The sequence below is a fragment of the Streptomyces sp. CA-106110 genome (assembly GCF_050936285.1).
Lineage (GTDB): Bacteria > Actinomycetota > Actinomycetes > Streptomycetales > Streptomycetaceae > Streptomyces.
Genome location: NZ_JBNJNB010000001.1, coordinates 2,281,712 through 2,307,520, shown reverse-complemented (window position 1 = coordinate 2,307,520; position 25,809 = coordinate 2,281,712). Strand labels below are relative to the sequence as shown.

The 25,809-nt window shown below is 69.7% G+C and carries 20 protein-coding genes and 3 pseudogenes; 7 read left to right on the top strand and 16 right to left on the bottom strand.

Annotated features, from left to right (window positions below; genetic code table 11):
- Positions 1–466 precede the first annotated feature (466 nt).
- The 3 genes and pseudogenes from ACQEXA_RS10665 to ACQEXA_RS10655 all read left to right on the top strand — a co-directional run.
- A pseudogene (locus tag ACQEXA_RS10665) lies at positions 467–1,453 on the top strand (acetate--CoA ligase family protein); the annotation flags it as partial.
- A gap of 13 nt (positions 1,454–1,466) precedes the next feature.
- Positions 1,467–2,189 (top strand): annotated as a pseudogene (locus ACQEXA_RS10660) (CBS domain-containing protein); the annotation flags it as partial.
- Between the two features lie 69 nt (positions 2,190–2,258).
- Positions 2,259–2,942, top strand: coding sequence for a helix-turn-helix domain-containing protein (locus ACQEXA_RS10655; RefSeq protein WP_433134509.1), 684 nt, complete (start codon positions 2,259–2,261; stop codon positions 2,940–2,942).
- Positions 2,943–3,183: 241 nt separating this feature from the next.
- Here ACQEXA_RS10655 and ACQEXA_RS10650 read toward each other — a convergent pair whose 3' ends face one another.
- The 8 genes from ACQEXA_RS10650 to ACQEXA_RS10615 form a co-directional block, all read right to left on the bottom strand.
- Entirely contained in the window at positions 3,184–3,981 is a 798-nt protein-coding gene (locus ACQEXA_RS10650; protein WP_432935103.1) for a GNAT family N-acetyltransferase, read from the bottom strand.
- Between the two features lie 308 nt (positions 3,982–4,289).
- A complete protein-coding gene (locus ACQEXA_RS10645; RefSeq protein WP_433134507.1) occupies positions 4,290–6,059 on the bottom strand; it encodes an MFS transporter in 1,770 nt (589 codons plus the stop codon).
- Positions 6,060–6,121: 62 nt separating this feature from the next.
- Positions 6,122–6,583: a MarR family winged helix-turn-helix transcriptional regulator gene (locus tag ACQEXA_RS10640; protein ID WP_432935104.1), complete on the bottom strand. Its 462-nt coding sequence runs from the start codon at positions 6,581–6,583 to the stop codon at positions 6,122–6,124.
- A gap of 333 nt (positions 6,584–6,916) precedes the next feature.
- On the bottom strand, positions 6,917–7,507 hold the full coding sequence (locus tag ACQEXA_RS10635) for a LutC/YkgG family protein (protein ID WP_432935105.1): 591 nt from the start codon (positions 7,505–7,507) through the stop codon (positions 6,917–6,919).
- A gap of 2 nt (positions 7,508–7,509) precedes the next feature.
- On the bottom strand, positions 7,510–8,931 hold the full coding sequence (locus ACQEXA_RS10630) for a lactate utilization protein B (RefSeq protein WP_432935106.1): 1,422 nt from the start codon (positions 8,929–8,931) through the stop codon (positions 7,510–7,512).
- The gene (locus ACQEXA_RS10625) at positions 8,928–9,659 is read right to left on the bottom strand and encodes a (Fe-S)-binding protein (RefSeq protein ID WP_432935107.1); all 732 of its coding nucleotides are present in this window, start codon (positions 9,657–9,659) and stop codon (positions 8,928–8,930) included. Before ACQEXA_RS10625 ends, ACQEXA_RS10630 begins: the two co-directional genes overlap by 4 nt.
- A gap of 234 nt (positions 9,660–9,893) precedes the next feature.
- Positions 9,894–12,074, bottom strand: a complete 2,181-nt coding sequence (locus tag ACQEXA_RS10620) for an FUSC family protein (RefSeq protein ID WP_432935108.1) — start codon at positions 12,072–12,074, stop codon at positions 9,894–9,896.
- Between the two features lie 99 nt (positions 12,075–12,173).
- Complete coding sequence (locus tag ACQEXA_RS10615) at positions 12,174–12,392, bottom strand: YozE family protein (RefSeq protein WP_432935109.1); 219 nt, start codon at positions 12,390–12,392, stop codon at positions 12,174–12,176.
- Positions 12,393–12,469: 77 nt separating this feature from the next.
- Here ACQEXA_RS10615 and ACQEXA_RS10610 point away from each other — a divergent pair, with 77 nt between their 5' ends.
- On the top strand, positions 12,470–12,895 hold the full coding sequence (locus ACQEXA_RS10610) for a DUF1275 family protein (RefSeq protein WP_432935110.1): 426 nt from the start codon (positions 12,470–12,472) through the stop codon (positions 12,893–12,895).
- 111 nt (positions 12,896–13,006) lie between these two features.
- Here the strand turns inward: ACQEXA_RS10610 and ACQEXA_RS10605 are convergent, their stop codons facing one another.
- From ACQEXA_RS10605 to ACQEXA_RS10595, 3 genes are all read right to left on the bottom strand, one after another.
- Positions 13,007–13,924: a DUF6891 domain-containing protein gene (locus ACQEXA_RS10605; RefSeq protein WP_433129519.1), complete on the bottom strand. Its 918-nt coding sequence runs from the start codon at positions 13,922–13,924 to the stop codon at positions 13,007–13,009.
- A gap of 72 nt (positions 13,925–13,996) precedes the next feature.
- On the bottom strand, positions 13,997–14,920 hold the full coding sequence (locus tag ACQEXA_RS10600; protein ID WP_432935112.1) for a LysR family transcriptional regulator: 924 nt from the start codon (positions 14,918–14,920) through the stop codon (positions 13,997–13,999).
- Positions 14,921–15,148: 228 nt separating this feature from the next.
- Positions 15,149–16,525 (bottom strand): IS1380 family transposase, encoded by a 1,377-nt coding sequence (locus tag ACQEXA_RS10595; RefSeq protein ID WP_432935113.1) that lies wholly within the window; start codon positions 16,523–16,525, stop codon positions 15,149–15,151.
- 409 nt (positions 16,526–16,934) lie between these two features.
- Between ACQEXA_RS10595 and ACQEXA_RS10590 the strand changes: the two genes are divergently transcribed.
- From ACQEXA_RS10590 to ACQEXA_RS10580, 3 genes are all read left to right on the top strand, one after another.
- On the top strand, positions 16,935–17,369 hold the full coding sequence (locus ACQEXA_RS10590) for an Rrf2 family transcriptional regulator (RefSeq protein WP_432935114.1): 435 nt from the start codon (positions 16,935–16,937) through the stop codon (positions 17,367–17,369).
- Positions 17,370–17,480: 111 nt separating this feature from the next.
- A complete protein-coding gene (locus ACQEXA_RS10585) occupies positions 17,481–18,671 on the top strand; it encodes an MFS transporter (RefSeq protein WP_432935115.1) in 1,191 nt (396 codons plus the stop codon).
- A gap of 209 nt (positions 18,672–18,880) precedes the next feature.
- Positions 18,881–19,762: an MBL fold metallo-hydrolase gene (locus ACQEXA_RS10580; RefSeq protein WP_432935116.1), complete on the top strand. Its 882-nt coding sequence runs from the start codon at positions 18,881–18,883 to the stop codon at positions 19,760–19,762.
- A 139-nt stretch (positions 19,763–19,901) separates the two neighbouring features.
- Here the strand turns inward: ACQEXA_RS10580 and ACQEXA_RS10575 are convergent.
- From ACQEXA_RS10575 to ACQEXA_RS10555, 5 genes and pseudogenes are all read right to left on the bottom strand, one after another.
- A pseudogene (locus ACQEXA_RS10575) lies at positions 19,902–20,078 on the bottom strand (IS1380 family transposase); the annotation flags it as partial.
- Positions 20,079–20,199: 121 nt separating this feature from the next.
- On the bottom strand, positions 20,200–21,954 hold the full coding sequence (locus ACQEXA_RS10570) for an FUSC family protein (RefSeq protein WP_432935117.1): 1,755 nt from the start codon (positions 21,952–21,954) through the stop codon (positions 20,200–20,202).
- Between the two features lie 214 nt (positions 21,955–22,168).
- Complete coding sequence (locus ACQEXA_RS10565) at positions 22,169–23,872, bottom strand: NAD-dependent malic enzyme (protein WP_433129517.1); 1,704 nt, start codon at positions 23,870–23,872, stop codon at positions 22,169–22,171.
- Between the two features lie 317 nt (positions 23,873–24,189).
- Entirely contained in the window at positions 24,190–25,410 is a 1,221-nt protein-coding gene (locus ACQEXA_RS10560; protein ID WP_433129515.1) for a molybdopterin molybdotransferase MoeA, read from the bottom strand.
- Between the two features lie 13 nt (positions 25,411–25,423).
- Entirely contained in the window at positions 25,424–25,636 is a 213-nt protein-coding gene (locus ACQEXA_RS10555) for a hypothetical protein (protein WP_432935120.1), read from the bottom strand.
- Positions 25,637–25,809: the final 173 nt, after the last annotated feature.

Below are 25,809 nucleotides of genomic sequence, written 5' to 3'. Positions count from 1 at the left end.
GCGCCTTGGCCGGGCGCGGGACGGGGCCCGGCGCCGTCGTAGCGACTCCTCGTGTACCGCCCCTCCACAGCCGGTTCCACGGCGGCCGGCTCGCGCGTCGGACTCTAAGGGCATCCGTGCGAGGGCGCTGGGCCCCAGGGCTGATTTAGGGCCGAACGGCCCCTGTGCTGCCTCCGGACAGCCCATGTGATCACCTTCTCGGCTGCTGGATGCTCGAACCGTCGAGAGGCTTGGGAGGAGGTCCGCGATGACGGACACCACACTTGCCCGACGCCCTGTCCACGCCCTGCTCGCGGACGGCACCACCGTGTGCATCCGCCCCGTACAGCCAGACGATCCGCAGCAGTTGCGGGAGTTCTACACGGAGATGTCCCCAGACAACCTCCGGTTGCTGTTCTTCGTGGCGAGCGCATGGTCCGCCGCCATGGCGGCCGACCGCGCGTGTGCCACGGACCGTCCCGGACCGGCGGTCGCCGCGGCCACCGGTGACGACCTGTGCCGGGCACTGACCGGAGGCCCCGCGCACCCGGAGCGACCGGTCGTCACCGTATGCCTCGCACAGGACCTGCCGGTGAAGCTGCCGCCCGCCGCACAGGGCGGCACGATCCCTTCGTACGCGGACCCGCAGGCGGCGGCACGGGCGCTGGCCCGTGTCGATCGCCGGGCGTCCTGGCTCGACCGCCCCATGGGCACCGTCCCGGACCTCGAGGGAGTCGACACCCCGCATGCCCACGAGATCGCCGACGCCTGTCTCGCCACCCACCCGGACGGGGGCTGGCTGGAACCGCGCACCTGCGCCGACCTGCCGGCCTGCCATGGCATCCCGCAGCTTCCATGGGCCTGGGCCGAGACGGAGGACGACGCAGTCCTCGCCGCCGCACGGCTGCGCGGCCCCGACGGGCGGGTCGTCATCAAAGCCCACTGGCCGGGCCTGCTGCACAAGAGCGAGCAGCACGCCGTCCACCTCGATCTCCAGGGTGACTTCCAAGTACGCGCCGCCTTCAGGGACTTCGAGACGCAGTTCGCGGGACGGATGACGGGCGTGGTGGTCCAGCCGCTCGCGGCCCGCGGCACCGAACTGTTCGCCGGCGTCGTTCAGGACGAGGTCTTCGGCCCACTCGTGCTCTTCGGACTAGGCGGTACCGCGACGGAGGTGCTCGCCGACCACGCCGCACGGCTCGCCCCCCTCACCGACCACGACGTCCACGACCTGATCACGGCATCGTGCTGCGCCCCCCTCCTGTCGGGCGCGCACGGTGCCGGCCCCGTCGACCTGGAGGGCCTGGAACAACTGCTCCTCCGTATGTCCCGTATGGCGAGTGACCTCCCGCAACCGGCGGAGGCCGACTTCAATCCCGTCCTTGCCACCCCGGACGGAGTCACCGTGCTCGACGCACGCGTTCGCCTGCTGCCGCGCAGGCCCCAGGACCCGTACCTGCGCCGGCTCCGCTGAGAAGGGATCGGTCATGAAGCACAACAAGGTGGGTTCCGTGATGACCAGTGATGTCATCTGCGCCGAGTACGCCACTCCCCTCAAGGAAGTCGCGCGGCTGCTCGCGGACGGCCGGATCAGCGGACTCCCGGTTGTGGACGACGACGAGAAGGTCATCGGAGTGATCTCCGAGACGGACTTGGTGACCCGACAGGCGGAAGCCCTCGGTACGGACGAGCCGAAGCGCCGTTCCGCGCCGGCCGAGTCGACATCCGCGGGCCGGAGAAGGGCTGCCAAGTCCAGGGCTTTCACCGCCGGTCAGCTGATGACCGAACCGCCCGTGACCGTGCACGCCGACGAGACCATCGCCGAGGCCGCGCGGATCATGGTCCAGCGGCATGTGGAGCGACTGCCCGTGCTCGACGAGGAGAACCGTCTTGTCGGCATCGTCACGCGCCGGGACCTCCTGCGGGTGTTCCTGCGGCCCGACGCGGAGATCCGCGACGAGGTGACCGGGGAAGTGCTGGTCCGCGCACTGCGGCTGGCCCCCAAAACCATCGACGTATCCGTGGCGGAAGGCGTGGTCACCCTTGCGGGCCGGCTGGAACGCAAGAGCGAGACGGAACTCGCCGTCTCCTTGACCAAGCAGATCGACGGCGTCGTCGCGGTGATCGACCAGCTCACCCACCGCAGCGACGACTCCGACCTGCCACCCGACGAGCAGTCACGACACAGCATCGCCGACGACTGGCTGCGCAATCCCCGAGAGCCCCGAGAGCCCCGAGAGCCCCGAGATCCCCGCGATTCCCGAGATTCCCGAGAGGAGATGAGGACCATGTCCGCACAGTCATCATCGAACCTGGTGAGGGGCCTGCCTACCGGCGACCTCGGACGCCGGATCGCCCTGCGCCGAGAGGAACTCGGCCTGACCCGAGAGGAAACAGCCCACCGCGCGGGCATGGCTTCCAGCTACGTCCAGCACCTGGAGGAGCAACCCACCGCCAACCCCGGTGCCGCCGCGCTCCTCAGACTGGCCGGAGCGCTCGAGACCACCGTCCGGGAACTCACCGGCGGCGACGTGGACCTGCCCCCCGGCCTCGGACAGGCGGGCCGGCACCCGAAGTTCACCGAACTGAGCCCACAGGAGTGCCGGGACCTGGTCTCGACCCACGGCGTGGGCAGGCTCGCGGTGCCAAGCCCGTCGGGACCGCTGATCCTCCCCGTGAACTACAGCGTGGTCGAGGGCGTGATCGCCTTCAGGACTCATCCCGGCACGGCGCTTGCGCAGGCCATGGGCTGTGAGGTGGCCTTCGAGGTCGACCACATCGACGCAGCGTTGAGCCAGGGCTGGAGCGTCCTCGTACGCGGACCTGCCAGCGCCGTGATGGACCCCGACTGCGTACAGCTGCTGAAAGAGCGGGCTTACAGCGAGCCTTGGGCGGGTGGACAGCGCGACATGTGGATCCGGATCAATCCGCTCACGATCACGGGGCGCCGGATCGCCGTGTGATGAGAGCCGTGTGACGAGACGAGGGAGTTCCAGCGGCGGCTCCAAACGGGCCGGGAGCGCCGCTCGTTCACCTGCGGTTCCGCTCCGCAGCAGGCCCTTGTGCTGCGCCCGGCGCGCCAGAACGATCCGGTCGGACGGCAGAACCCACGCGGCGACTCGCCACTCCGGCCGCCGAACTCCCTTGAGCCGCACCTCGAGGCCTGAGGACGGTGGCGCCGGCGTCCTTGTCGTGCGGCGACCGCTAGTCCGTGAAGTAGGTCCAGTGCTCCGCCACGGTGAAGCCGAGCGAGGCGTAGACCGGGAGCCCCATGTCGCTGGACCGCAGATAGGCGGTTGAGGCGCCGGCGGCATGGCCGCGGGCGACCGCCTCCTCCGTGATGCGCCCGCCGTAACCGGATCGGCGGTGGTCCGGACTGGTGGAGACGTTGAAGATCCCGACGTGCCCCTCCGTGAGAACGGTCATCGCTGTGCTGACCACCTCTCCCTGTACCTCGCCGACGTAGGCGGTGACGTCCGGGGCGGCGTCCAGCACCGGGGGAGTGAACAGCGGCGCGAACAGCTCCTTCGGGACTCCGAAGCCGTCGGCGAGGGCACGTACGTAGAGGTCCTGCTCCGCTCCCGAGATGGCGCGCACCGTCATCGCGCCCGCGTCACCGAGGACCGGAGGGGCGCTCGTCAGGTCCCTCACCATGAAGGGCTCTTGACTCTGCTTCGTGAGTCCATGCCTCAGGGCCACGTCGCGGACGCGGTCGTCGGGGTCCGAACGCACCTGCACGCTCCACGGCAGCGTCCCGGGAAAGGACCGGGCCGCGTCGGCCGCGCGGGCCGCGAGACGCTCTATCTGCGCTGCGTCCGGCGTGCGGTCGAAGGCGTAGACGCCGTTGAGACTGTAGGTCGGGCTCCCGGTGACGACCATGTACGTCTCGTTCGCCCCCGCCTCCTGGCGGATGCGCGGTTCGGCGACGGCGATGCGCCGCAGGGCGGCGCCCCAGGCGCGTGCGGCGGCGTCGATACGGACGTCAGGCAGGTTCGAACTCACCACCGGACTCTAACCTGCCTCCGCAGGGTGAGGAAATGTCTGGCGGGTTGACGAACTCCGCGGCGGTCAGGGGCGTGTGCCTGTGCGTGAGTGGCGTGGTGCGGAGCACTCTGAGGCCGACCGCGACGGGCGCGCCCGAGGTGCCGCCGAGGATCCCTACGGCAAGTGAGGTACATGAGCAACTGCCTCAGGCGGCATAGCCGAGCCGTCTTTCGTGTTCCCCCCGGCTGCCTTGGGCTTGAAGGAAAACCCCGGCGTGGCGACGGAGCGCCGGGCCGGGGTCGGGGCGTGTGGCAGGTCGGTCGCTGTCAGGGTGTGTTGCGGGAGTGCTGCGCAGTCTCCTGGGGGCCGGTCGTGGCGGGTTGCCTGCCGCTGTGCGGGGTGTCGTAGGCGGGACGGTGGCCGCCGCGCAGGGCCGAGGCGAGGGCGGAGACGAGGGCCATGCCCGCGGCGACGCTGAAGACGATGGTCAGCCCGTGGTGGAACGGGCCGGAGACCAGTTGCGGGAAGAAGGTGTGGCCCGTCAGGGCGGCGCGCTGGGCCCCGGAGAGGTGGACGCTCGGGTCGGATGTGAGCAAGTGCTCGATGGGGTTGTTGCCGAGGAACGTGGCGAAGAGCGTGCTCACCGGTGGCAGTGACGCGGCATGCGCGGCCGCGCCGGCCGGTACTCCGTGCGCCTTGAGTCCGTTGCTGAGCGCCGCCGGCAGCGACGAGGCCAGGCCGGAGACCATCAGGGAGAAGAACACACCGATGGACAGGGCGGTACCGGAGTTCTGGAAGGTGGAGCGCATACCGGACGCGACACCCCGGTACTCCGCGGGCACGCTGCCCATGATGGAGGAGGTGTTCGGCGAGGAGAACATGCCCTGGCCCAGCCCGTTGAGCAGGAGCAGTGCGGCGAACGCCCCGTAGTCGAAGTTGATCGGCAGCACCAGCAGTCCGAAGAAGGACGCCGCGACGATGATCAGACCGGCCGTGGAGAACATGCGGGCGCCGAATCTGTCCGACAGATAGCCGGACAGGGGACCCGCGATCAGGAAGCCCAGCGTCAGCGGCAGCATGAAGATGCCGGCCCACAACGGGGTGTCCTCGAACGCGTAGCCGTGCAGCGGCAGCCAGATGCCCTGCAGCCAGATGATGAGCATGAACTGCAGCCCGCCGCGCGCGATCGCCGTCAGCAGGGCGGCCACATTGCCCGCCGCGAACGCGCGCAGCTTGAACAGGGCCAGGTTGAACATGGGTTCGGCGATGTGCGTCTCGACGTAGCAGAAGACCAGCAGCAGAACGGCACCGCCGATCAGGCCGCTGAGAACCCACGGGTTTCCCCAGCCGGTGGCGCTCGATCCATAGGGCTGGATCCCGTAGGTGATGCCGGCCAGCAGGATTCCGGCGCCCGCCGCGAAGGTGAGGTTGCCGAGCCAGTCGATGTGGCCACGCCGGCCCGCCGCGGTCTCCCGCAGGCTCAGGTACGACCATATGGTGCCGGCGATGCTGACCGGGACACTCACCCAGAACACGGCGCGCCAGTCGACGGCGGCGAGCAGTCCGCCCGCGAGGAGGCCGAGGAACTGGCCCGCGAGCGCGGTTATCTGGTTGATGCCGAGGGCCATGCCACGCTGGCGGGCCGGGAAGGCGTCGGTGAGGATGGCGGCCGAGTTGGCGGTCAGCATCGAGCCGCCGAAGGCCTGCACGATCCGCCACAGGATCAGCCACAGGGCGCCCGCCCCCGCGCGGAAGGGGTCCAGGGACAGCGCGACGGAGGCGCAGGCGAAGATGAGGAAGCCGATGTTGTAGATCCGTACCCTGCCGAACATGTCGCCGAGTCGGCCGAGGACGACCACGAGTACGGCCGAGACCAGCAGGTAGCCCAGGATCATCCAGAGCAGGTAGCCGATGTTGCCCGGCGCGAGCGGGTCCAGCCCGATGCCGCGGAAGATCGCCGGCAGCGAGATGATCACGATGGAGGCGTCCATCGTCGCGATCAGCACGCCGAGCGTGGTGTTGGACAGGGCGACCCACTTGTAGTTCGGGCCGGCCGGTGCGTCCTTCCGGCCCGCGGATCGCAGGGCACTCAGCATGGACGGACGGCCGCCTCCGGGACGGCTCCCGTGCTGGTTGCCGTCAGGGGTGCTGCGCACGGTCACAGTCGCTCCGCCAGTCGGTCGAGAAGCGGCAGGGCGGACTCGAGCGTGGCGCGCTCCTCAGCGGTGCACTCGTCGAGCGCGGCCGAGAGGCGGTGCACGGACTCGGAGCGCCGCTCCGCCAGCATGGCTTGTCCTTCCTCGGTGATCGCCACGATGCTCCGTCGCCCGTCCGTCGCGTCGGGGGTACGGCGAACAAAGCCACGCTGCTCCAGGAGGGCGAGCGTGCTCGCCATCGCCTGCGGACGTACACGCTCCATCTCGGCGAGGGAGGTCGGGGAGTCGGGGCCGTCGGAGGAGAGTCGCGCGAGCACCGACACGGCGGAGAGCGAGACGTCCCCCACGGCGTGAGCCTGTCGCAGTCGCCGCGTCACGCGGCTCACAGCGAGCCGTAGGTCGGACGCGAGTCGGGCGGTGTCGCTCAGGCCATGGCCGAGATCACGGCCGACTTCTGTATCCACGTTCACAGGTACTAACAATAGACTTATCAGTCTGGGCTGCTCAATCTATTGTTAGTAAATTGGAGTCACGGGCACCGGCGTCCGCCCAGGTGGAACTCGCAGTGATGGCCGGGTGACGTTCGATGACGGACGGAACGCGGACGAGGCCCGTGACCTTCACGATCGCGGTCCTCGTCGCGTGCCCATACGGCCGTGCCGCTTCCCCCGGCCCACCCGGCCGTGTCTGGCGTCGCCAGCCGACCCGTGTCCACAGCCCGGTCTCGCGGCGCACGGGGCGTCCCGGCAACGGAATGTCCCCGGGGGACGTGACGTCACGCGTGCAGCGTGTCTGTGTCAGTTCCCGTGGCGCGCCGCCAGAACCACCGTCATCGTGGTGACGCCCTGCGCGGGGTGCACGGTGACCCCGCCGATGTCCGCGGAGCCGGACGGTCCGGAGAGCAGTACCGCGTAGGCGGCCTGCTGGAAACCGGGGTGCCGGTAGGCCATGTGGATGTTCTCGACGATGTCCGCCGGGTCGAGCAGCACGACCAGGTGCTCGGCCAGGACGGCGATGGTGTTGACGCCCAGTTCCTTCTCGGTGAGGAGGATCGAGCCGGTCTCGGCGACACCGAGCGGTGTCCGCACGACCGTGACGTCCACGTCGGAGGGAGCCGACCAGTCGGAGAACTCCGCGACGGTGACCGTGCCGGTCACCTCGGGAGCAGTGGAGCAGATGCGGCGTGCCTGCGGGAACGTCGCGGTCGTCCACTGCTGCAGATCGGCGGGCGGCTCGGTGACCGTGGAACCGTCGAGCCGCTCGAGTGCGGCGGTGAAGAGGCCGACGAGGTCGGCGGGCCCGCGTCGGAAGTCGGGTACCTTCGGCCGTTCCCGCGGCGCGGGGGCGTGGTCGCGGATGGCCTGCAGGATGTCCTCGCGTGCCGCCATGGTCAGCCTCCTGTGGTCCCGTCGCTGCCGTGTTCCGGGTGGTCGGCGGCATGCGGCCCACGGTTTCGGACGTACCACTCGTGGAAGGTCTCTTCCGAGGGTTCCGGCAGGTCGCGGCGCCGGCCCCAGGCGTTGAGCCGGTTGTAGAGCGCGAAGTGCGGCAGGACCCTCAGCGCATCACCGCCGACTTCCGCGGCCGCCCGGTAGGCCTCGGGGCGGCTGAGCACCGCACCGGCCACCCTCATGGCCGCCTTCTTGGTGGTGGAGAACTGTCCGGCGGCGTCCATCACCTCGCGCCACTGGTAGATCTGCTCGTGGATATTGATCTGCACTGGGCAGACGTTCGAGCAACTTCCGTTGATGGTCGAGGAGAAGGGCAGCTCGCGGTAGCGGCGGACGTCGACCATGGGCATGGTGATGATGCCGATGGGGCCCATGTACGTGGCCCCGTAGCTGAGTCCGCCGCTGCGCCGGTAGACCGGGCAGGTGTTCATGCACGCCCCGCAGCGGATGCACTTGAGCGAGGGCCAGAACCGGTCGTCGGCCAGCCGCTGGGTACGCCCGTTGTCGACCAGCACGACGTGCATCTCGCCGTCGGCGCGGGGGCCGGCGAAGTGCGAGGTGTACTGGGTGATGCGCTCTCCGGTGGCGCTGCGGGTGAGCAGCCGGATGAAGACGGCGAGTTCCTCGGTGCCGGGGATGATCTTCTCGATGCCCACCGAGCAGATCCGCAGCCTCGGTACGTTTCCGGAGAGGTCGGCGTTGCCCTCGTTGGTGACGGTGACGACCACCCCGGTCTGGGCCACCGCGAAGTTGGCACCCGTCATGCCCGCGTCGGCGTCGAGTATCAGAGGGCGGGTGTTCTCCCGCATCACGCGGGCGAGATAGACGGGGTCGGCGTTGCCGGCGTCGGAGCCGAAGACGCGGTGGAAGAGTACGGCGACGTCCTCGGTCGTCTTCTGGAAGGCGGGGCCGACGATATGGCTGGGCGGCTGGTCGTCGACTTGCTGGATACGTTCGCCCAGGTCGGTCTCGGTCACCTGGATGCCGCGCCGTTCCAGGAAGGCCCGGGTGTCGCACTCCTCGGTCAGCATCGACTTGGACTTCACCAGGCTGCGCACATGGTGGACGTCCAGGATCTCGTGGACGATCTGGTTGTGCTCGTGCGCGTCCCGCGCCCAGTGGACATGCGCGCCGTTGCGGGTGGCGCGCTCCTCGAACACCTCCAGATAGTGGGCGAGGTTCGTGAGGGTGTGTTCCTTGATGCGCGAGGCGAGTTCGCGCAGCTCCTCCCATTCCGGCACCTCTTTGGCCGCCGTGTCGCGCCGTTCGCGCAGGCCCCAGATCAGCTCGTCGAAGGCACGCTCGTGGGGCTCGTCCTCAAGAAAGGCGAGGGCGTTGTGTGCCTGGTCCACCGCTTTCATTCGGCGTCTCCGTTTAGTACCTGCGCCAGGTGCAGGAAGCGGAACTCGTCGCGGTTGCGGTGTGCGCAACCCTGAAGGTGCATCAGGCAGGACATGTCGGAGGAGACGATGTAGCGGGCGCCGGAGGCGCCGATGCGTTCCAGCTTGTCGTTGCCCATGGCGGCGGAGACCGCCTCCTCGGTGACGGCGAACGTCCCGCCGAAGCCGCAGCATTCGTCGGGCCGGTCGAAGTCGCTCACGGTGACGCCCTTGACCGACTCCAGCAACTTTCTGGGCTTGGAGAACCATGGGTCGTTGGGCCGTTCGCTCATCGCCTGCTCGTCGAGTCCGCGGATCGCCGAGCAGCTTACGTGCAGCGCGACTTCATGGGGAAACTCGGCCCACGGGAAGTGCTCGACCTTCAGTACGTCGCAGAGGAACTCCGGAAGGTCCCATACGTGGGCCCGGACGTGCCGGCGCTCGGGTGTGTCGTCGGCCGCGGTGAACTTGTTGCGGATGTGGTGCACGCAACTTCCTGACGGGGCCACGACGTACTCGTATCCGGAGAAGTTCCGGACGAACAGTTCCTCGGTGGCCTTCGCCTCCCGGTAGGCGCCGCTGTTGGCCATCGGCTGCCCGCAACACGTCTGGTCGAACGGGTAGTCCACGTCAACGCCCAGCTTTTCCAGCAGTTCCAGCGTGGCCACGCCGACCTGCGGATAGAACGCGTCGACGTAGCACGGAACCATGAGAGCTACACACACCGTTCGACCTCTCCTGGGCGTCCCGGCGCGCGACCGGTGCAGCCCCGACGGGGAGAAAGGGGTTGTGCGGCCGGTGGGGGCGCTGTGCGGCACGCAGCACCTGGAGGCCGGGCCCGCATGTGCTCAGCCCTGCACGCCGACCGGACGCTCACGGCGCTCCCTGCGAAGCAGCGCCATTTCAGGCTAGCCACCGGGCAGCGGTCGCGCGACTTCGCTCGTCTACGGTGCGCGGCCTCGCCCTTGGGCCGCTTGATCCTCGACCAGCCGGTGCACCACATCGGTGAGCGTGTCCGTGGCGTCGACCAGACAGTCTGTGAGGACGACGGTCTGATGACCGACCGGCAGTGGTTGGTCGGGCAGTGCCGCCTGAAGCCTGCGCAGGGGAGGAAGGCCGCGCGGCGCGTCGAGGGTGACCAGCGACCCGGCCAGCGTCTCCAGCGTCGTACCGAGGGCGGCGCCCAGGGCGTCCAGCGACGTGGGGCGGCCGTCGTCCTCGCGCTGTTCGCCTTGGACGGCTGCGGCGCGCTGGACGACCAAGGCGTGCAAGGCGAGCTCCGCATGCGCCAGGCGCATGACCACGGCGACCAGCGTCCGGGCGACGGCCGGGGTCAGGGGCGGCTGCGGAGGCTCGGCCGCCAAGCGCACCGTGGACGCCTCGGCGTCGGTGCGGGCACGGCGGGCCGCCGTCTGCAGGACGTGGAGCTTGGCGGGGTCGAGCTGTGCGGGGTGGGCGAGCTGCTGGAGCAGACAGATGGCGTACCGGCTGTGGGAGGTCAGCAGCCGGGCGAACTTCTGCTGCGCCGAGAGACCCTCCCAGGTGGGCCACAACGTGTAGGCGATGATCGCGAACGCCGCCCCGACAGCGGTGTTGGCCAGGCGGGCGGTGGCGGTGGCATCCGCCGGCAGCCCGAGGATGTCGAGCAGGACCACGATGAAGACGGTGAGGGAGACACTGAAGAGCAGGTAGTTCACGTCGAACAACGCGTAGGCCGCCGCGACGGCGATGGTGGCCGCGACGATCAGCCCGCTGTCGTCGGGGCGTGCCAGGGTCACCGCGGCCGCGCCCAGACCGGCTCCGACGGCTGTGCCCACCGCTCTGTGAACGCTCCGGGACAGCGTCGACGCGAAGTCCGGCTTGAGCACCAGAAAGATCGTCAGGACGACCCATCTGCCCTCGTAGAGACCGCCGGCCTGGACCACGAGCTCGGCCACGCCGGTCACTGCCGCCAGGCGGAGCGCGTGTCGCCCCGTCTCACCGGCCGCAGTGAGGTTGGCCCGCACCGTCAGGGCGGTCCACTCCACGCTCCTCCCGGGAGCGGGCCGTCCCTGCGACCCGGATCCAGGGTGCGAGGCGGGTACGTTCTCCGTACCCGCCTGATCCAGGATGCGGTCCACGGCCCGCAGCTGACCCAGGAGCGCCTCGGCAGCCCACTGCCAGCCACTGTCGCCGGCGGCGGCCTCCGCGGTGGATTCCCTGTCCGGCATCCGTACCGGTGGGGCACGGTCTTCCGGTCTGGCGTCCAGTGCGTCGGCGATGCCGTCAAGGGCCCGGGCGGTGCGGGCGGCAAAGCGGCGGGCGGCGGCCCCACGAGGGGCGTCGGCCGTGTGCGCGGCCAGCGCCGCGAGCGAGGCGCGAATGCGCTCGGCCTGCTCCAGCAGGTTGAGCGCATTCGCACGTACGGCCTCCGGGAGCAGCGGATTGGGGTCGGCGACGACCCCGGTGGCCGCGAAGGCGGCTGGTGGCGGTGGACCTGCCTGGCCGGCGGCCAGGCAGGCGGCATAGGTGGACAGGCTGCGGTAGGACTCGGCGAGTGCGGCACGCTCGACGGCGCCGGGCCGCACCGTCCAGGAGACGGCGACCAGCGCGCACTGGAACAGCCCCCCGGCCAGCACCAGACCGGCTCGCAGCGCGGACCCCGAAGCACTCTGCGGGATGCCGACCGCGACCAGCAGTGCCACAGGCCACTGGAGGACCGCGACGCTCACCCACTGCCCCAGAGAGACAGCCAGCCCGGTCACATAGCCCCACAGGGCCACCACGGGCACCAGCAACCAGGGGGCCGATTCCGCGACGAAGCCGCCCACGAACGTGGACACCGCCATCCCCGCGCTGGCCGCCGCCACAGCGAGGACACGCGTGCGGGCCATCCCCTGGAACGAGGCGAACCCCGCGGGCAGGGCGCCCAGCGACGCGAAGGCCCCGTAGTCCAGGCGCCCGGTCAGCACGCCCGCGACGAGCGGCACCGCCACACCCACCGCGACCCGAAGAGCCCTGCCGTACGCGAGTTCGTGCCAGTGGAAAGGACCGAGCCGCCACATCCCCTGCCACTGGTCCCTTCCCAGGCGGGCGGGGAAGAGACGAGCCGTCGGCCGCGTGCTCCGGCGCGGGATGCCGAGCATGTCCGCTCACCACTCCAGGGCGGTGGTGTGCCACTGCCGAGTCGGACGATGATCGGCTTGGTGCGCTGCACTCACAGAACTGCCCTGCCTTCGGCAACCTCACTGAGGCAGGGATTGGAACTCTGCCCAGGCCTTACGCAAAGTGTCGATCAGCTCCGGAGGCGCTCCACCGTCCTCCAGATAGTCCCGGTACGTCTCGAGACTCCCCGCCGTGGGCCATCGGGGGTCACTCGCGATGGAGCGAGCGAGATCCCCCAAACGGTTCAGCTCCCCGACGTGGCCCATGAGCCACCGCGTGAAGTCGGCTGTGCCCTTCATCGCGTGTCCTCTCACAGAAGGAACGCCCGCGAGTAGTCGCTGCGCCGCACACGGTCAGTGACACAAGAGGTCGGCGGGTGCCCGGCATCATCGGCCTCGGCTTCGTCCGGCCGAGCCTGGTCGCGTCCGGTGCTCACCCTGCCGGTTCAGGTCTCTCCAGCCTCCCACGCGCCCACAGCAAGTCAAACCGGTCATTCGAACGCAAGCTTGTGGGCACCGCCGCCAGCACCACCATGACGACCGCGAACCTGCGAGCCGCAATGCAAAACGCGTATCTGGCCGTCTTCGCCCACGACCGTGAGGCGACCCGCCGGACGTGTCGATTCGCCTCCGTCATCGGTGCCTTTCTCGCCGGCGCAGTTGCCGCTGCCTGGCTGACGGCCAAGCTCGGCACGCATGCGGTGTGGGTTCCCGCCGGTCTTCTGGCCCTCTATCTGGTCCCGCCCATCCACGACGAGTATGCGGATGGGCGTCATGCGACATCGCACAGCGAGGCTGGCTGAACCGGACTCCCGCGGCTGACTCCTGCCGGGGACGTTCCGCGGCGGGTTGCCGGTGGACAATGGAGCCGTCAGGTTCGTCGGCCGACAGTGCCGCACAGGCGGCGCGGCCGCCTAACCGACCAGGCGACGGCGCCAGTCCAGGGGGGTGACGGTGATGGCCCGCTCAGGGTCACGGTCCCACTCGGTATTGAGGCCGACCGTTTGGAGAGCCGCCACGATCTCGTGGCCTATTGCCGCGGTGGTCTCGGACGAGCCGTCGAAGCCACCGTAGAGGAGCATCAGTCCATGGCCCGCCGCGGCGGAGTCGGTGCACTGGGAGTGAAAGTAGACGAAGCCCCGGGCGTCGGGCCCGCCTTCGCCACCGATTTCGGACTGGCCGCAGTTGCGGCAGCAGGTGAAGTTCTCACGGGCGGTGATACCGGCCTCATCCAGGGCGGTGAACGCTCGGGTGAGTCGCTCGGGGTCGGTCTCGCCCTGCCAGGTGACCTGTTCGGCGACGCGTTCCAGCCACATCCGGTCGGCCAGCGCCGTCGCCTGCTCGCGCAAGACAGGCCGGCGGTCATCGGTGACCAGGTACTCCTCGGCGAGCTCGGCCAGTTCGGCGCGGGAGGTGTAACCGCCGACCAGCTCCTCGCGTACCCGCCTCTCCAACTCCTCGTGGTCGTCCGCGTCCAGGTCGAGCGGCGGCACCTCCGGGGCGGGGCCCATGTCCAGCGACGACCACACGAAACCGGCGTCCCAGCCGTCCTCCTGACGGGCCCAGCCGGCCAGCGCGGTGATCACGTCCTCAGGCGTGTCGGCCATCGCCTGGAAATGCCGGTCGGCGGCACCGTCGCGGTGCTCCAGCGTGTAGTCCCCGCCGGTCTTGTGCCAGACCTGAGCGAACACATCCGGCAGGTCGGGAATCCGCTGAACGACCAGGAACCGGTCGCCCTCGCCGCCGATACGCCGCACCAGCCCGGCCAGTTCCTCGGCGGACACACGCACGCGCCGCTGCCAACTCTCCGTCTCCACCACGATCTCGAGCATGCCCAGACCTTGGCACATCCCTCTGACAACGGATCCCAAGGGGCCCAGCGACGCCCACGCTGCCCGGGTCCGTCATGAGCCGGCCGCGGTCGATGTGCGACTGGCGGCCGTCGCCTCCAGGGCGTGGTCCATGAAGCGCCGTGGCGCGGGTGGAAGGGTCCGGGAGGCCAGCCAGGCGATGCCGATGTCGCGGGTGGCAGGCACGTCGGTCACCTTGAGATAGCGGATGGGCAGGTCGGGGTTGGCCTCCGGCGCGGTGGTGCCGGACGAGGCGGGAATCAGGGAGACGCCGAGGCCGGCCGCGACCAGGCCGCGCAGGGTCTCGACCTCCTCGCCCTCGAAGCCGACGAGCGGGGAGAAGCCGGCCTGGCGGCACAGGGTTTCGGTGACGCTGCGCAACCCGTAGCCGGGCTTGAGCACGATGAACGGTTCCTCGGCGACCTCCGCCAGGCGGATCCGGTGGCGTTGGGCCATGCGATGGCGGGCGGGGACGGCGAGCCAGAGGGGTTCGACCAGCAGGCGGCGCCAGGTGATCAGGGGGTGGGCAGGGTCCTTGCCGGTGATGATCAAGTCCGCGGTGGAGTCGAGGAGGTGCTGGGTCAGGCTGATCTCGTCGTTCTGGTGGAGTTCGAACTGGATCTGGGGGGAGGACTCGCGGAAACCGGTGACCAGCCTCGGGACCAGCCAGGTGCCGAGGGTGTGCAGAAAGGCGAGGGACACGATCCCCGCATCGGGGTCGACGACCTCGGCGACGGCCCGCAGGCCGCGGTCGTAGCTGTCCAGCACGGCATCGGCGTACTCCTTGAACACCCTTCCTGCGGGGGTGAGTTGGAGTACGCGGCCGACGCGCTGGAAGAGCTCCGCGCCGACCTCCTCCTCCAGCCGGTTCAGGGCCCGCGACAGGGCGGGCTGGGTGATGCGTGCTTCCGCCGCGGCTTCGGTCACCGTCGTGCCTTCGGCCACGACCTGGAAGGAACGAAGTACCTGGAGTTCCATCCCTTTATTCTCGCATCACATTGATTGAGGAGTATTCAGGCGGTGAGCGCATGACTAGCCTCGATCTTGCATGAGGGTCCGGCAGCTTGTTGACGGACCCTTTCGGCTCGTTCAGGGCGGAGATTCGTGCAGGTGGGCAGGCTGGTGGCCCGGCTGTCGCGTCGGGTGGGCGCCGGGTTCCACGGCTCCGGTCGGGTGGTGCTGCTCGTGGGGACGGGAAGTTGCTGGTCAACCGGGGGTCGGCAGTGCCGCAAGCCGTTGCAGGGCGTCTGTGATCACACCGGTCCAGGGCCAGTGCTTGGCGAGACGGAGGATGCGGCGGCGTCCGGTGGTGACGAGCTGACCGGCCGCGGAGAACAGCCGCAGCCGCAGGCGGCGGGGCTCCCATCGGCGGGCTTGGCCGGTGAGGGCGAGCATGGGCATCCAGGCGAGCAGGTCGAGAGCGATCTGGATGATCTCCAGCCAGATCTGGTTCTGCGCGGTGTCGTGGAGGGGCAGGTTGCGCAGGCCGGTGGCGCGGGCGGCGCGGATGCGGTCCTCGGCTCTCGCGCGCTGGCGGTGCCGCAGTTCGAGTACGGCGATCGGGGCGTGCTGGGTGTTGGTGGCGAAGCAGGTCAGGCGCATGCCGTCGGCGTCGGTGAAGCGCAACTGGGCGCCGGGGTACGGCCGTTCCTTCCGCACGATCAGCCGCATCCCCTTGGGCCAGCCCTTGAGGCAGTCACCGTCGAGCTCGGCCACCCAGGCGCCGTCGCGGATCTCGCCGTCCGGCTCGACGGCCCGCGTCCAAGCCGAGGCCGGGACCTTCAGCACGGCCTGGTGGATGGCATCGGTTATGGTCATGCCGACCGAGTAGGACAGCCACCGGCCGCGGGCGGACAGCCAGTCAACGAACTCGTGGGTGCCCCCACCCGAGTCGGCGCGGATCAGTGTCCGCCGTCCGCGCCGGTACTTCATCGGCAGCTGCGCCAGCGCGAGCCGGGCGACTTCGATGTGGTCTGCAGCAGTGTTGCTGCCCGCGTTCCCAGGCCGCAGCAGCCCGGCCACCGGCTCCCCGGACCCGCCCCGGCCGTGGTCGACGAACCCCATCAGCAAATGGTGGCCGAAGGTCTTCTTCCAGGTCGCGGCCGCGTCCTGCTTCTCGGAATGCGCGATCACCAGCACTCCGTCCAGGTCCACGACCACCTGCCCGGCCGCGTCCGGCGCCGCGTCACCGGCCAACGTCCATACGTACGCGCGGACTTGAGCGCGGGCCTGCCGCAGCGCGGTCAGCGCACGCTCACCGCCCGACGCCAGCGCGTCGATCAGCCGGGACACCGTCGGATCGGAGGCCACCGGCCCGAACACCGCCGGCTCGGCCCGCAGCATGCCCACGTCCGCCAGGCAGTCCCCACCCAGCGCGACCGCGAGCGCCACGTCCAGCAGGACTTTGCCCGGATCATGAACCGCCCGAGGCTTGCGCCACGGCGCCAAGGCCGCCGATACCGCCTGATCCAGGTCGGTCTTGCGGACCGTCTCCACCAGCAGCACACCACCGGCCTGGGAAACCACCCCGCTACCACCGCCTTCGGCACGGACACGCGGGTAGGACCCGATACGCTTCTTCACCTGGAGAGTGCTTCTTTCATGCGACGACTCGGACCCTAGACAAGTCCCATCGTTGCAGGTCAGGAGCACTCTTCGCGTTTCTGATCACCCACTGGACGCCCTGCCGCGTGAAAAGCGCGAGGCTAATAGCATCAAGCTCAGACGATCACGCTGGGAGGAGTCCGCCGTTTCGTCTGGCGCTGCTCCAGAGGTCAGACCCCCTGTCCTTCACCGCTGTCGGCGTCCCCGGTCGTACCAGGGTTGACGCTGGTCGGGGTTCATTCGCCTGAGCCACGACCTGCGGGGACCCCAGCCGCCGGGGCCACAGTCACGCGCCTGCTGGGTTGGCTGTGTTGCCGGTGCGCTTGACAGACGGCCGCGTTGTAATGGAATTTGTTACAACGATAGTCGCTCGAGACGGGAGGGTCGGATGGCCGTCAGCAGTCGCATGACCGTGGCCACGCACGCATTGACCTGGATGGCGCTCACCTGCCCTCGACGTCCCGACGGCATTGTGACCTCCGACAGGATCGCGGCGAGCGTCAATACAAACCCTGTGGTGATTCGTCGGATCCTCGGCGGTCTGCGTGAGGCCGGCCTGGTCGTGTCGGTGCGTGGCCAGGGTGCGGGCGTGAAGCTCGGGCGACCCCCGGAGTCGATCACCTTGAAAGATGTTTACGAAGCCGTCGAACCTGAGCCGCTCATCGCATTGCATTCGACTCTCCCCAGTCAGGAGTGTCCCATCGGCCTGGGTCTCCCGTCGGTGCTGCAGGGTGTGTACGGCCGCGCCGAGGATGCGATGAAGGAGGAGTTGGCGACGATCAGCATCGCCGACGTCCTAGGGAAGACGATCACCGGCGCCTGAAACGCGGGCATTCGGTGATATCCGGTTTATTTCCGGCCGATCTTCGGATCGGCCTCTCTTTGAAAGAGTGATGTAACAGATATAGTTACATCACTAGGAGGACCCCCCGACGTGTACCGATCACTCCTCGTGCTGACTGCGGCGCTCTTCGCCATTGGTACGGACAGCTTCGTCATCGCCGGCATCCTGCCCGACGCCGGGCACTCTCTGGGTGTTGGCATCGGAACCGCCGGATGGCTGATCACGGCCTACGCCTTCACTTACGCCATCCTCGGCCCCGTCATGGCGGCACTCACCACGCGCTGGCCGCGACGCACGCTGTTCCTCACCGGACTCGGCATCTTCGTCGTGGGCAACCTTTTGACCGCATTTGTTCCAAACTTCGGTATCGCTTTGTTCGCACGGGTGCTGGCCGGGCTGGGCGGCTCGATGGTGACCCCGACTGCGATAGCTGCGGCCGCCGCGCTCGCTCCGCCGGAGCGCCGGGGGCGTGCGATCTCCACGGTGATGGCCGGTCTCAGCGCGGCGACCGCGCTCGGTGCCCCCATCGGCACAGCCATCGGCAGTCTGACCGGTGACTGGCGCATCACCATGGTGTTCGTCTCCGCTCTCGGAGCTGTTGCGGCGCTGGCCATCGCGCTTCTGCTGCCCAAGATCCCCAACCCGCCGCTGGTCCCGCTGCGGACGCGTCTCGCGCCGCTTGGCGACCGCCGCATCGGCATGGGCCTGCTGACAACACTCCTGCTGTTCACCGGCCTGTACATCGTCTACTCCTACATCGCGGACGGCCTGGACCGCGCGACCGGCGACAGTGGCAGCACGCTCGCAATCCTGCTGTTCGTGTGGGGTGTGGCCTCGACGATCGGCACGCTCGGTTCGGGGCACCTGGTCGACCGGCTCGGGGCCCGGCGAATCATCAACACCGCCCTTGTGGTGCTCGCCATCGACTTCGTGCTGATGCCATGGTCCAGTGCGCACATTGGCACAGCCATCGTCGCGCTGATCGTGTGGGGCCTGTGCGGCTGGGGATTCATCACGCCGCAGACCCACCGCCTGATCGGTGCGATGCCGGCGGCTGCCCCGATGCTGACGGGCCTCCACTCCGCAACGCTCTACGTCGGGGTCTCCATCGCCCCTGTCGTCGGCCAGGGCGCGCTGAACTGGGCCGGCGTGCACTGGCTCGGCCCCATCGGCGCCGCACTGATCGTCCTTGCCTTCGGCGCGGCCGAGATCACACACCTGATCATCCGCCACCACCACTACCACCACCTGCCTGCTGCCGAACCGGCTCCGGCCCGCTGACCGCGAGCGCGGCACGGTCCTGACGCCGGACGGTGCCACAGGGTGGGTGTAGAACGCGCGCAGCCTGGACACATGGCGCACACCGGTGGACGCATCACGTGCCCCCACAGACTCGGCGACAACGAGGTCGCCGACCCTGGCTGGGAACATTTCGGGTGTTCCCGGCAAATAGAAGAACGAAGCATTGAAAGTGCAGAAAGCAGACAACCATGGCTCTCGAATACGACGTCCTCGTCACCCTTCCTCCTCGGGCCGTCCTGCCCGATGGTTCCTCGGTCCGGCCGCTGCCGGCCTGGTCCCCGATGTCGGCGACCCTCATCTACGGGGAGCGGGACGCCATCCTGATCGACGCCCCGCACCTGCAGGAGCAGTCCCGGCAGGTGGCCGAGTGGGTGCTGGCCTCGGGCAAGAACCTAGTCGCGATGTACGCCACTCACGGCCACGGCGACCACTGGTTCGGTTTCTCCGAGGTCGCCAAGCACTTTCCCGACGCGCGGATGATTGCCACCGAGGGCACCGTGGCCCTGGCGGAGTTCACCGCCGGAAAGCGAATGGCGTTCTGGAACGGCCAGTTTCCCGGCCAGATCGTCAAGAACATCGTGCTGCCCGAGGTGATCGACGACTACACCTTCCTCCTGGAGGGCGAGGAGGTCCGGTTCGTCGAGGCCGGCGACAGCGACGGACCGGACACCACGTTCGTGCACGTGCCGTCCATCGGCCTCGTCGTCGCGGGCGACATCGTCTACAACGGCGTCCACCCCTACCTCGCTGGCGGCGAGAAGGCCCGGCCGCTGCCCGAGCGGCGCGCGGACTGGATCGCCGCCATCGACAAGATCGCTGCGGTCCACCCTCGCGCCGTCGTCGCCGGACACAAGAACCCCGCCAACAACGACGACCCCCGCCACCTGGACGAGACCCGCAAGTACCTGCAGGACACCGAGGAAGTGGCTGCCGTCGCCCGCCACGCCAAGGAGTTCGCCGATCTGATGCTGCTGCGCCACCTGGACCGCATCAATCCCACCATCCTGGCCCTGACTGCCGAACACCTCTACCCCGGAACGACCGTCGACGGACGCGCCATCGAGTGGTGACACACCACTCCCGCGGACACCCGGTCACACGGAACGAGGCCCCACCGCAGGACGGCCGGATCGACGAGCCGCCTGAGCACGACGACGAAGCATCCAGCCGAAGAGGCGTCGCACGGCCGTGCGGTGTCGCCGGTTCCTAGCCCGGATCATGCACCGCCCGCGGCTTGCGCCACGGCGCCAACGCCGCCGATATCGCCTGATCCAGGCCGGTCTTGCGGACCGTCTCCACCAGCAGCACACCACCGGCCTGGGAGACCACCCCGCAACCACTGCCTTCGATACGGACACGCGGGTAGGAACCGATACTCTTCTGCACTTGGAGAGTGCTTCTTTCATGCGACGACTTGGACCCTAGACAAGTCTCATCGTTGCAGGTCAGGAGCACTCTTCGCGTTTCTGATCACCCACTGGACGCCCTACCGCGTGAAAGTGCGAGGCTAGTGACGGGCGCCGAGAGAGCGGGCGGTGACGGCGTCGCACAGTTGTTCCGCCGTCGTGATGGTCTCCTCCCAGTCCGGCTGAGTCCGGTCGCGCCGAACCGGTTCGCGGCGGGCGTGGGCGGCGGCCCTGCGTGCGTCGGCCAACTGTCGGTAGGCGGTGCGGCGCAGGGCCTGGCGCTCGGCGGAGGTGACGCCGGGGGAGAGGTCGCGGTAGCGCGAGGCGGCGGCCAGCGCGGCCTCGGTCTGGATGTCCGCGCGGCTCGTCGCGGAGTCGCGCCAGACGGCGAAATGGATGACGAGGACGATGGCCGCGGCGAGCGCCGTGTCCAGGATGCGCGGCCCGTACAGCGACCGGTGGTCACCGAGCAGGTCGACGAGGACGAAGACGACGGCGGTCAGCCCCGTCGTGGCGAGCGCGTAGTGGTGGCGTACGCCGACCGCCATGAGAGCGCCGAAGAACGCCACTTCGCCGATCAATGCGTACGTGCTGTGCGCCGGCAGCGACACCGCGCCGATGGCGGCCACGCCGACGACCGTGCCGACACAGCGGTGGAGCGCCCGGCGGAACACGGGGCCGAAGTCCGGCTTGTAGACGAAGGCGACGGTCATGGGCAGCCAGTAGCTGCGCGGTCCGTGGAGCAGTTCGGCGCACAGTTGCGCGGCGAGCACGCAGCCCGCGAGCAGGACGGCGTACCGCAGGTGTACCGACCGGCCCGGGCGTGGAGAGGCCGCGACATGCAGGGTCGCGTCGTCGATCCGTTCGCCGTCGGCCGTCGCGTACACGTGCGCGAGGGCACGCAGGCCCGGCGAGTCCGCCTCGAGGTCCGGCCGTCCGGGTACGGTCCCGTCCTCGCGGTCCGGCAGTCCGGGCACGCTCCCGTCCTGGCGGCCCGGCAGCAGGCGTACGGCGATCACCATGGGCACGCTCGTCACCACGGCCGGGAGTCGGCGCCCCTCCCACAGGAGCGTGGTCACCGCCTCGGCCAGCCGCACGGTGAGGTGGAACGCAGTGACCAGACCGTCGACCCGCGCGTCCGAAGCCGGATGTTGACGGGGCGTCCGGTAGCGGCCCATGACGTGCTGGGCGTTGTCGAGGGCGTCCGTGAGCCGCCGCCGGGCCTCAGCGGCACCGGAGGTACCGGCCGCCCCCAGCGCATCGGACGCCGCGCGGTACACGGCGAACAGGGCGGCCTGCTCGACGTGATGGCGCCGCCACAGCCATGGGGTCGCGGACAGGACGAGAACGAGGCCGACGCCGGCGAGGAGCGCGAGGGGTGCCTGCCACCAGGGTCCCGGCACCGGGATGCCACTGCCGATCGTGGCGCCGAGCAGGAGATGCATGCCGGCCACCGACGCCACCCGTCCGCGCAGGCTGAACGCCCCGGCGACCAGCGCGGTCACGCCCAGGCAGGCCGCTACGGCCGTCGACTGCCCGCTGCGCAGGGCGACTTCACCGGCGGTCATGCCGACTGCCGCGGCCAGGCCCAGCGCGACGAACCGCAGGACGCGCGACCGGTAGGGGTCGGAACCGTCCTGGCCCACGCCCCACAGGGCACCGATCGCCGCGATCACAGAAGGGATCACCCATCCCGTGAACACGCCGACGAGCAGCGGCAGGGCGAGTGCGACGGACCCGCGCACCGCCGCAGCGACGGGCAGCGAGGCGAGCAGCGGGCGGACGGCGCGACGAAGCCGGGTCGGCGCACGCCTTCCCGATTCGTGGTCGGGGCGTGTGCGTACTGCCGGTGTCACGCGGCTGTCTGCCTTTCACGGTGCGCTGACGGGTGGTGCCCGGGTACCCGGTTTGTCGTCCGGGCGACCAAGACGCCTGCGCCCGGGCCCGGGTGGGACCGGATGCAGAACACTTCGGGACGGAGTAACCGACCGGGTCGACTATGGGTGGAAGGTCTATGGGCGGGGGGAAGAGGCAGACGACGGCGAGGCCGGCGGTCTTCTGGCCGGAGTGTCAGACGGCCTTCACCGGCGGGTAGACCGGCTGCCACATGGCGGCGCGGACGCGCTCCTCGATCGTGTCGTCGACCGTTTCGCGGGCCACGTCGTCGTGGGCTGCGGCCCGGGCAACGGCGACCGCCACGGCGACCGAGGTCTCGTGCAGCTCGTCGATGAGGGGGAGGATCGGGGCGCCGGGGGCGGTGGCGTCGGTCCGCCGGGCGACGGCGTGGGCGGCCGCGACCAGCATCCGGTCGGTGACGCGGTCGGCGCCGGCGACGATGACGCCCAGGCCCAGGCCGGGGAAGACGAGTGCGTTGTTGGCCTGCCCGATCCGGTAGGTCACGCCCTCGTGCTCGACCGCGGCGAAGGGGCTGCCGGTGGCGATCAGCGCGCGGCCGTCGGTCCAGGCGAGCAGGTCGCCGGGGACGGCCTCGGCCAGCCGGGTCGGGTTGGACATGGGCAGGATGATCGGGCGGCGGGTGTGCGCCGCCATGGTGCGCACGATCTCTTCGGTGAAGGCGCCGCCCTGTCCGGAGGTGCCGATCAGGATGGTCGGGCGCACCTGCCTGACGACCTCGGCCAGCGGGATGCCGCCCACCGCGTTGTCCCGTTGCCAGTCGGCGACCTCGGCGGAGTGGCGCGCGTAACGGATCTGGAAGTCGCGCATGCCGTCCTGGCCCTGGGTGAGCAGACCGTGCCGGTCGACGGCCCAGATACGGGAGGCGGCCTGCTGCGATGAGAGGCCTTCGGCGACGAGTGCGTCGTGGAGCTGGTCGGCGATGCCGATGCCGGCGGTTCCGGCGCCAAAGACGACGATGCGGTGGTCGCTCAGCGGGACACCGCCGGCCCTGACGCCGGCGAGCACCGCGGCGAGGTTGACGGCGCCGGTGCCCTGGACGTCGTCGTTGAAGGTGAGGACCTTCTCCCGGTAGCGGTCCAGGATGCGGCGGGCGTTGGCCGGGCCGAAGTCCTCCCAGTGCAGCATGGCGCCCGGGAACAGCTTCGTCGCGGCGGTGACGTAGGCGTCGATGAAGGCGTCGTAGGTGGCCCGGTCGACGCGTTCGTGCCGGTTGCCCAGGTACAGCGGGTCTTCCAAGAGTTCCTTGCGGTCGGTGCCGACGTCCAGCATGACCGCCAGGGTGCGGTTCGGGTGGATGCCTGCGGCGGCGGTGTAGACGGCGAGCTTGCCGACCGCGATGTCGATGCCGCCCACGCCCCAGTCGCCGATGCCGAGGATCGCCTCGCCGTCGGTGGCCACGATCAGGTCCAGGTCGTCCGGACCGAGCCCCGTGGCCTTCAGCGCACCCTCGATGTCCTCGGGCACGTCGACCGACAGATAGACGCCGGCGGGACGGCGGTACTCGTAGCTGTAGCGCTCGATGGCGGTGCCGACGGTGGGGGTGTAGACGACGGGCAGCATCTCGGCGAGGTGGTCGCTGAGCAGCCGGTGGAAGAGCACCTGGTTACGGTCGTGCAGTGCCGTGAGGTAGACGTTCTTGGCCAGGTCGGTCGGCTGCGCCTCGTACTGCTGGTAGGCGCGGACCGCCTGCTGGTCCTGGGTCAGCACCTGCGGCGGAATCAAGCCCACCAGCCCCAGCTCCCGCCGCTCCTCCTGAGTGAACGCGGTTCCCCGGTTCAGGCGGGGGTCGGCCAGCACGGCACGCCCCCGGGCCTTCGTCTCCAGCTGTCGCTCCGCGCTGTTCCACTTCGTTGCCATGATCGGCTTCCTCTGGTCTCCGTCGTCCGATGTCACCAGAGTCGGCAGGAACCAGGCATGAGTCCAATGCCTCAGTTTCCCGCAATCCATAACATGAGGGAATTGAACGTCTTTGACGTGCACCGTTTGCCGAAAGCCGGCCGCTTGGGGTGGACGCGGTGTGACGGAGACCGCACGTCGCTGCCCTGGTCATCCTCCCTTCCATTACCTGCCGGCATGGTTGTCCCGTTCGCGGTGCATGTCTCCTCGCCTGCCGGGCTGCCGGATGTCGCCGCCCGAGGCCGGCCCGGCGGGGCCGGACGCGGCTGGGGCGGGGCTCATCGGGGAAGCGGGAGCAGCTCCACCGAGGAGCCGGCTGCGGTACCGCCGGGCGGTACGACCGTCAGGCCGTCGGCCGCCACGATGCCCCGGAGCATGGCGGAGCCGTCGAACGCGAGGGCCGCGGCACGTCCGGTTTCGACCTTCACCGGGACCAGGCGGACGTCGTGCGCGTGGCCGTGGATCGGCGTGGCCGCGGCACAGATGTCAGGGGCGGTCTGCGGATGGCCGCCGAGGCGGCGCAGCAGTGGAACCGCGAGCGTCACCATCCCGGCGACGGCGGCGAGCGGGTTGCCGGGCAGTCCGACGAGCCACCGCCGGATCCCGTCGGTGGCCGGGGGGAGCTCGGCCAGCAGCATGGGATGACCCGGCCTGACGGCGACGGAGTTTACGATCACACGCGCCCCCACCTCGCTCAGTAGCTCATGGAGAAGGTCGGTCGGGCCGGCAGACGTTCCTCCCGTGGTGATGACGGCGTCGGCCGCGGAGCGCTGCAACTGCTCCCGCAGCGGGGCGGCTTCGTCGCCGGTCAGACGCTGTCCCGACAGCCGGGCGCCACAGGCGCGCAGCGAGGGAGCCAGCATGGGGCTGAGCGCGTCACGCACACGCCCCTGGACGGGAAGTCCCGAACTGACCAGCTCGCCACCCGTCACGAGCAGCTGAACCGTCGGTTGCCGGTAGACGCGCAGATGGTCGTGTCCGGCTGCCGCAGCCGCCCCCACGACCGCGGGCGTGACCGTTGAGCCGGCCTCGAGGAGCATGGCCCCCGCGACGCATTCCTGGCCACGAGGGCGGATGTCCTGGCCCTGCGGCAGCGGATGGGCGCACTGAACGAGACCGTCGGCCTCGACACCGCGCTCCCGGCGCAGGACGGCGGTCGTGGCTGCGGGAACGGGGGCACCGGTGGCGATGCCTACGGCGGTTCCCGCGTGCAGTGGCGCGGGCAGTTCGCCGGCCAGGACGCGGCCTTCGAGCACCCTCCAGGGACCGGACCCGCACACGGCCCAGCCGTCCATGGCCGAGCTGTCGAAAGCGGGGAGATCCGTCAGTGCTGTCAGGGGAGCGGCAAGCGCATGCCCGAGGGCGCCGGACAGCGAGCGGATGACCGGCGGCAGGGGCGTGGCGGCCGTCCTGGCACGGGAGCGGGCTTGCTCCCAGGAGACGTGTGCTGTGCCGGTGGCCTCCTGCCGGCCTATGGGGGTGGCGTGCTGCACGGGCATGGTCGCGACTCCTTCAGGGGGTTCGAGTACTCGTCCGCCCGAGGGGGAAATGCCGGAAAGGTGACCGAGCAATTCCGGGAAGTCCGCGCCTGACCAGCGGTTCGCCTCCGGTGATCTGAATGGGCCGGATGCCGAGTCGGGCGATCGCGATGCGCGCGGGACGGTGGATCTCGTCGTCGGTCAGGAGCGTGTCACGGGAAAGCCGATCCAGTCCTGCGGTCGGCATGCAGTACGAGCACCGGGGGTTGCACCGGTCGGTCACGGAGAGCCGCAGATCGGTGTGGACCCGGTCGGAACCCGTCGACGAGGCGTGGGCCGCCGTGCCCGTCCGGAGCGGCGGCCACGGCGTGTGGAGCGGCGGAAATCGGTGAGCGGCTCTCCATGAACAAAGAGCCTGGA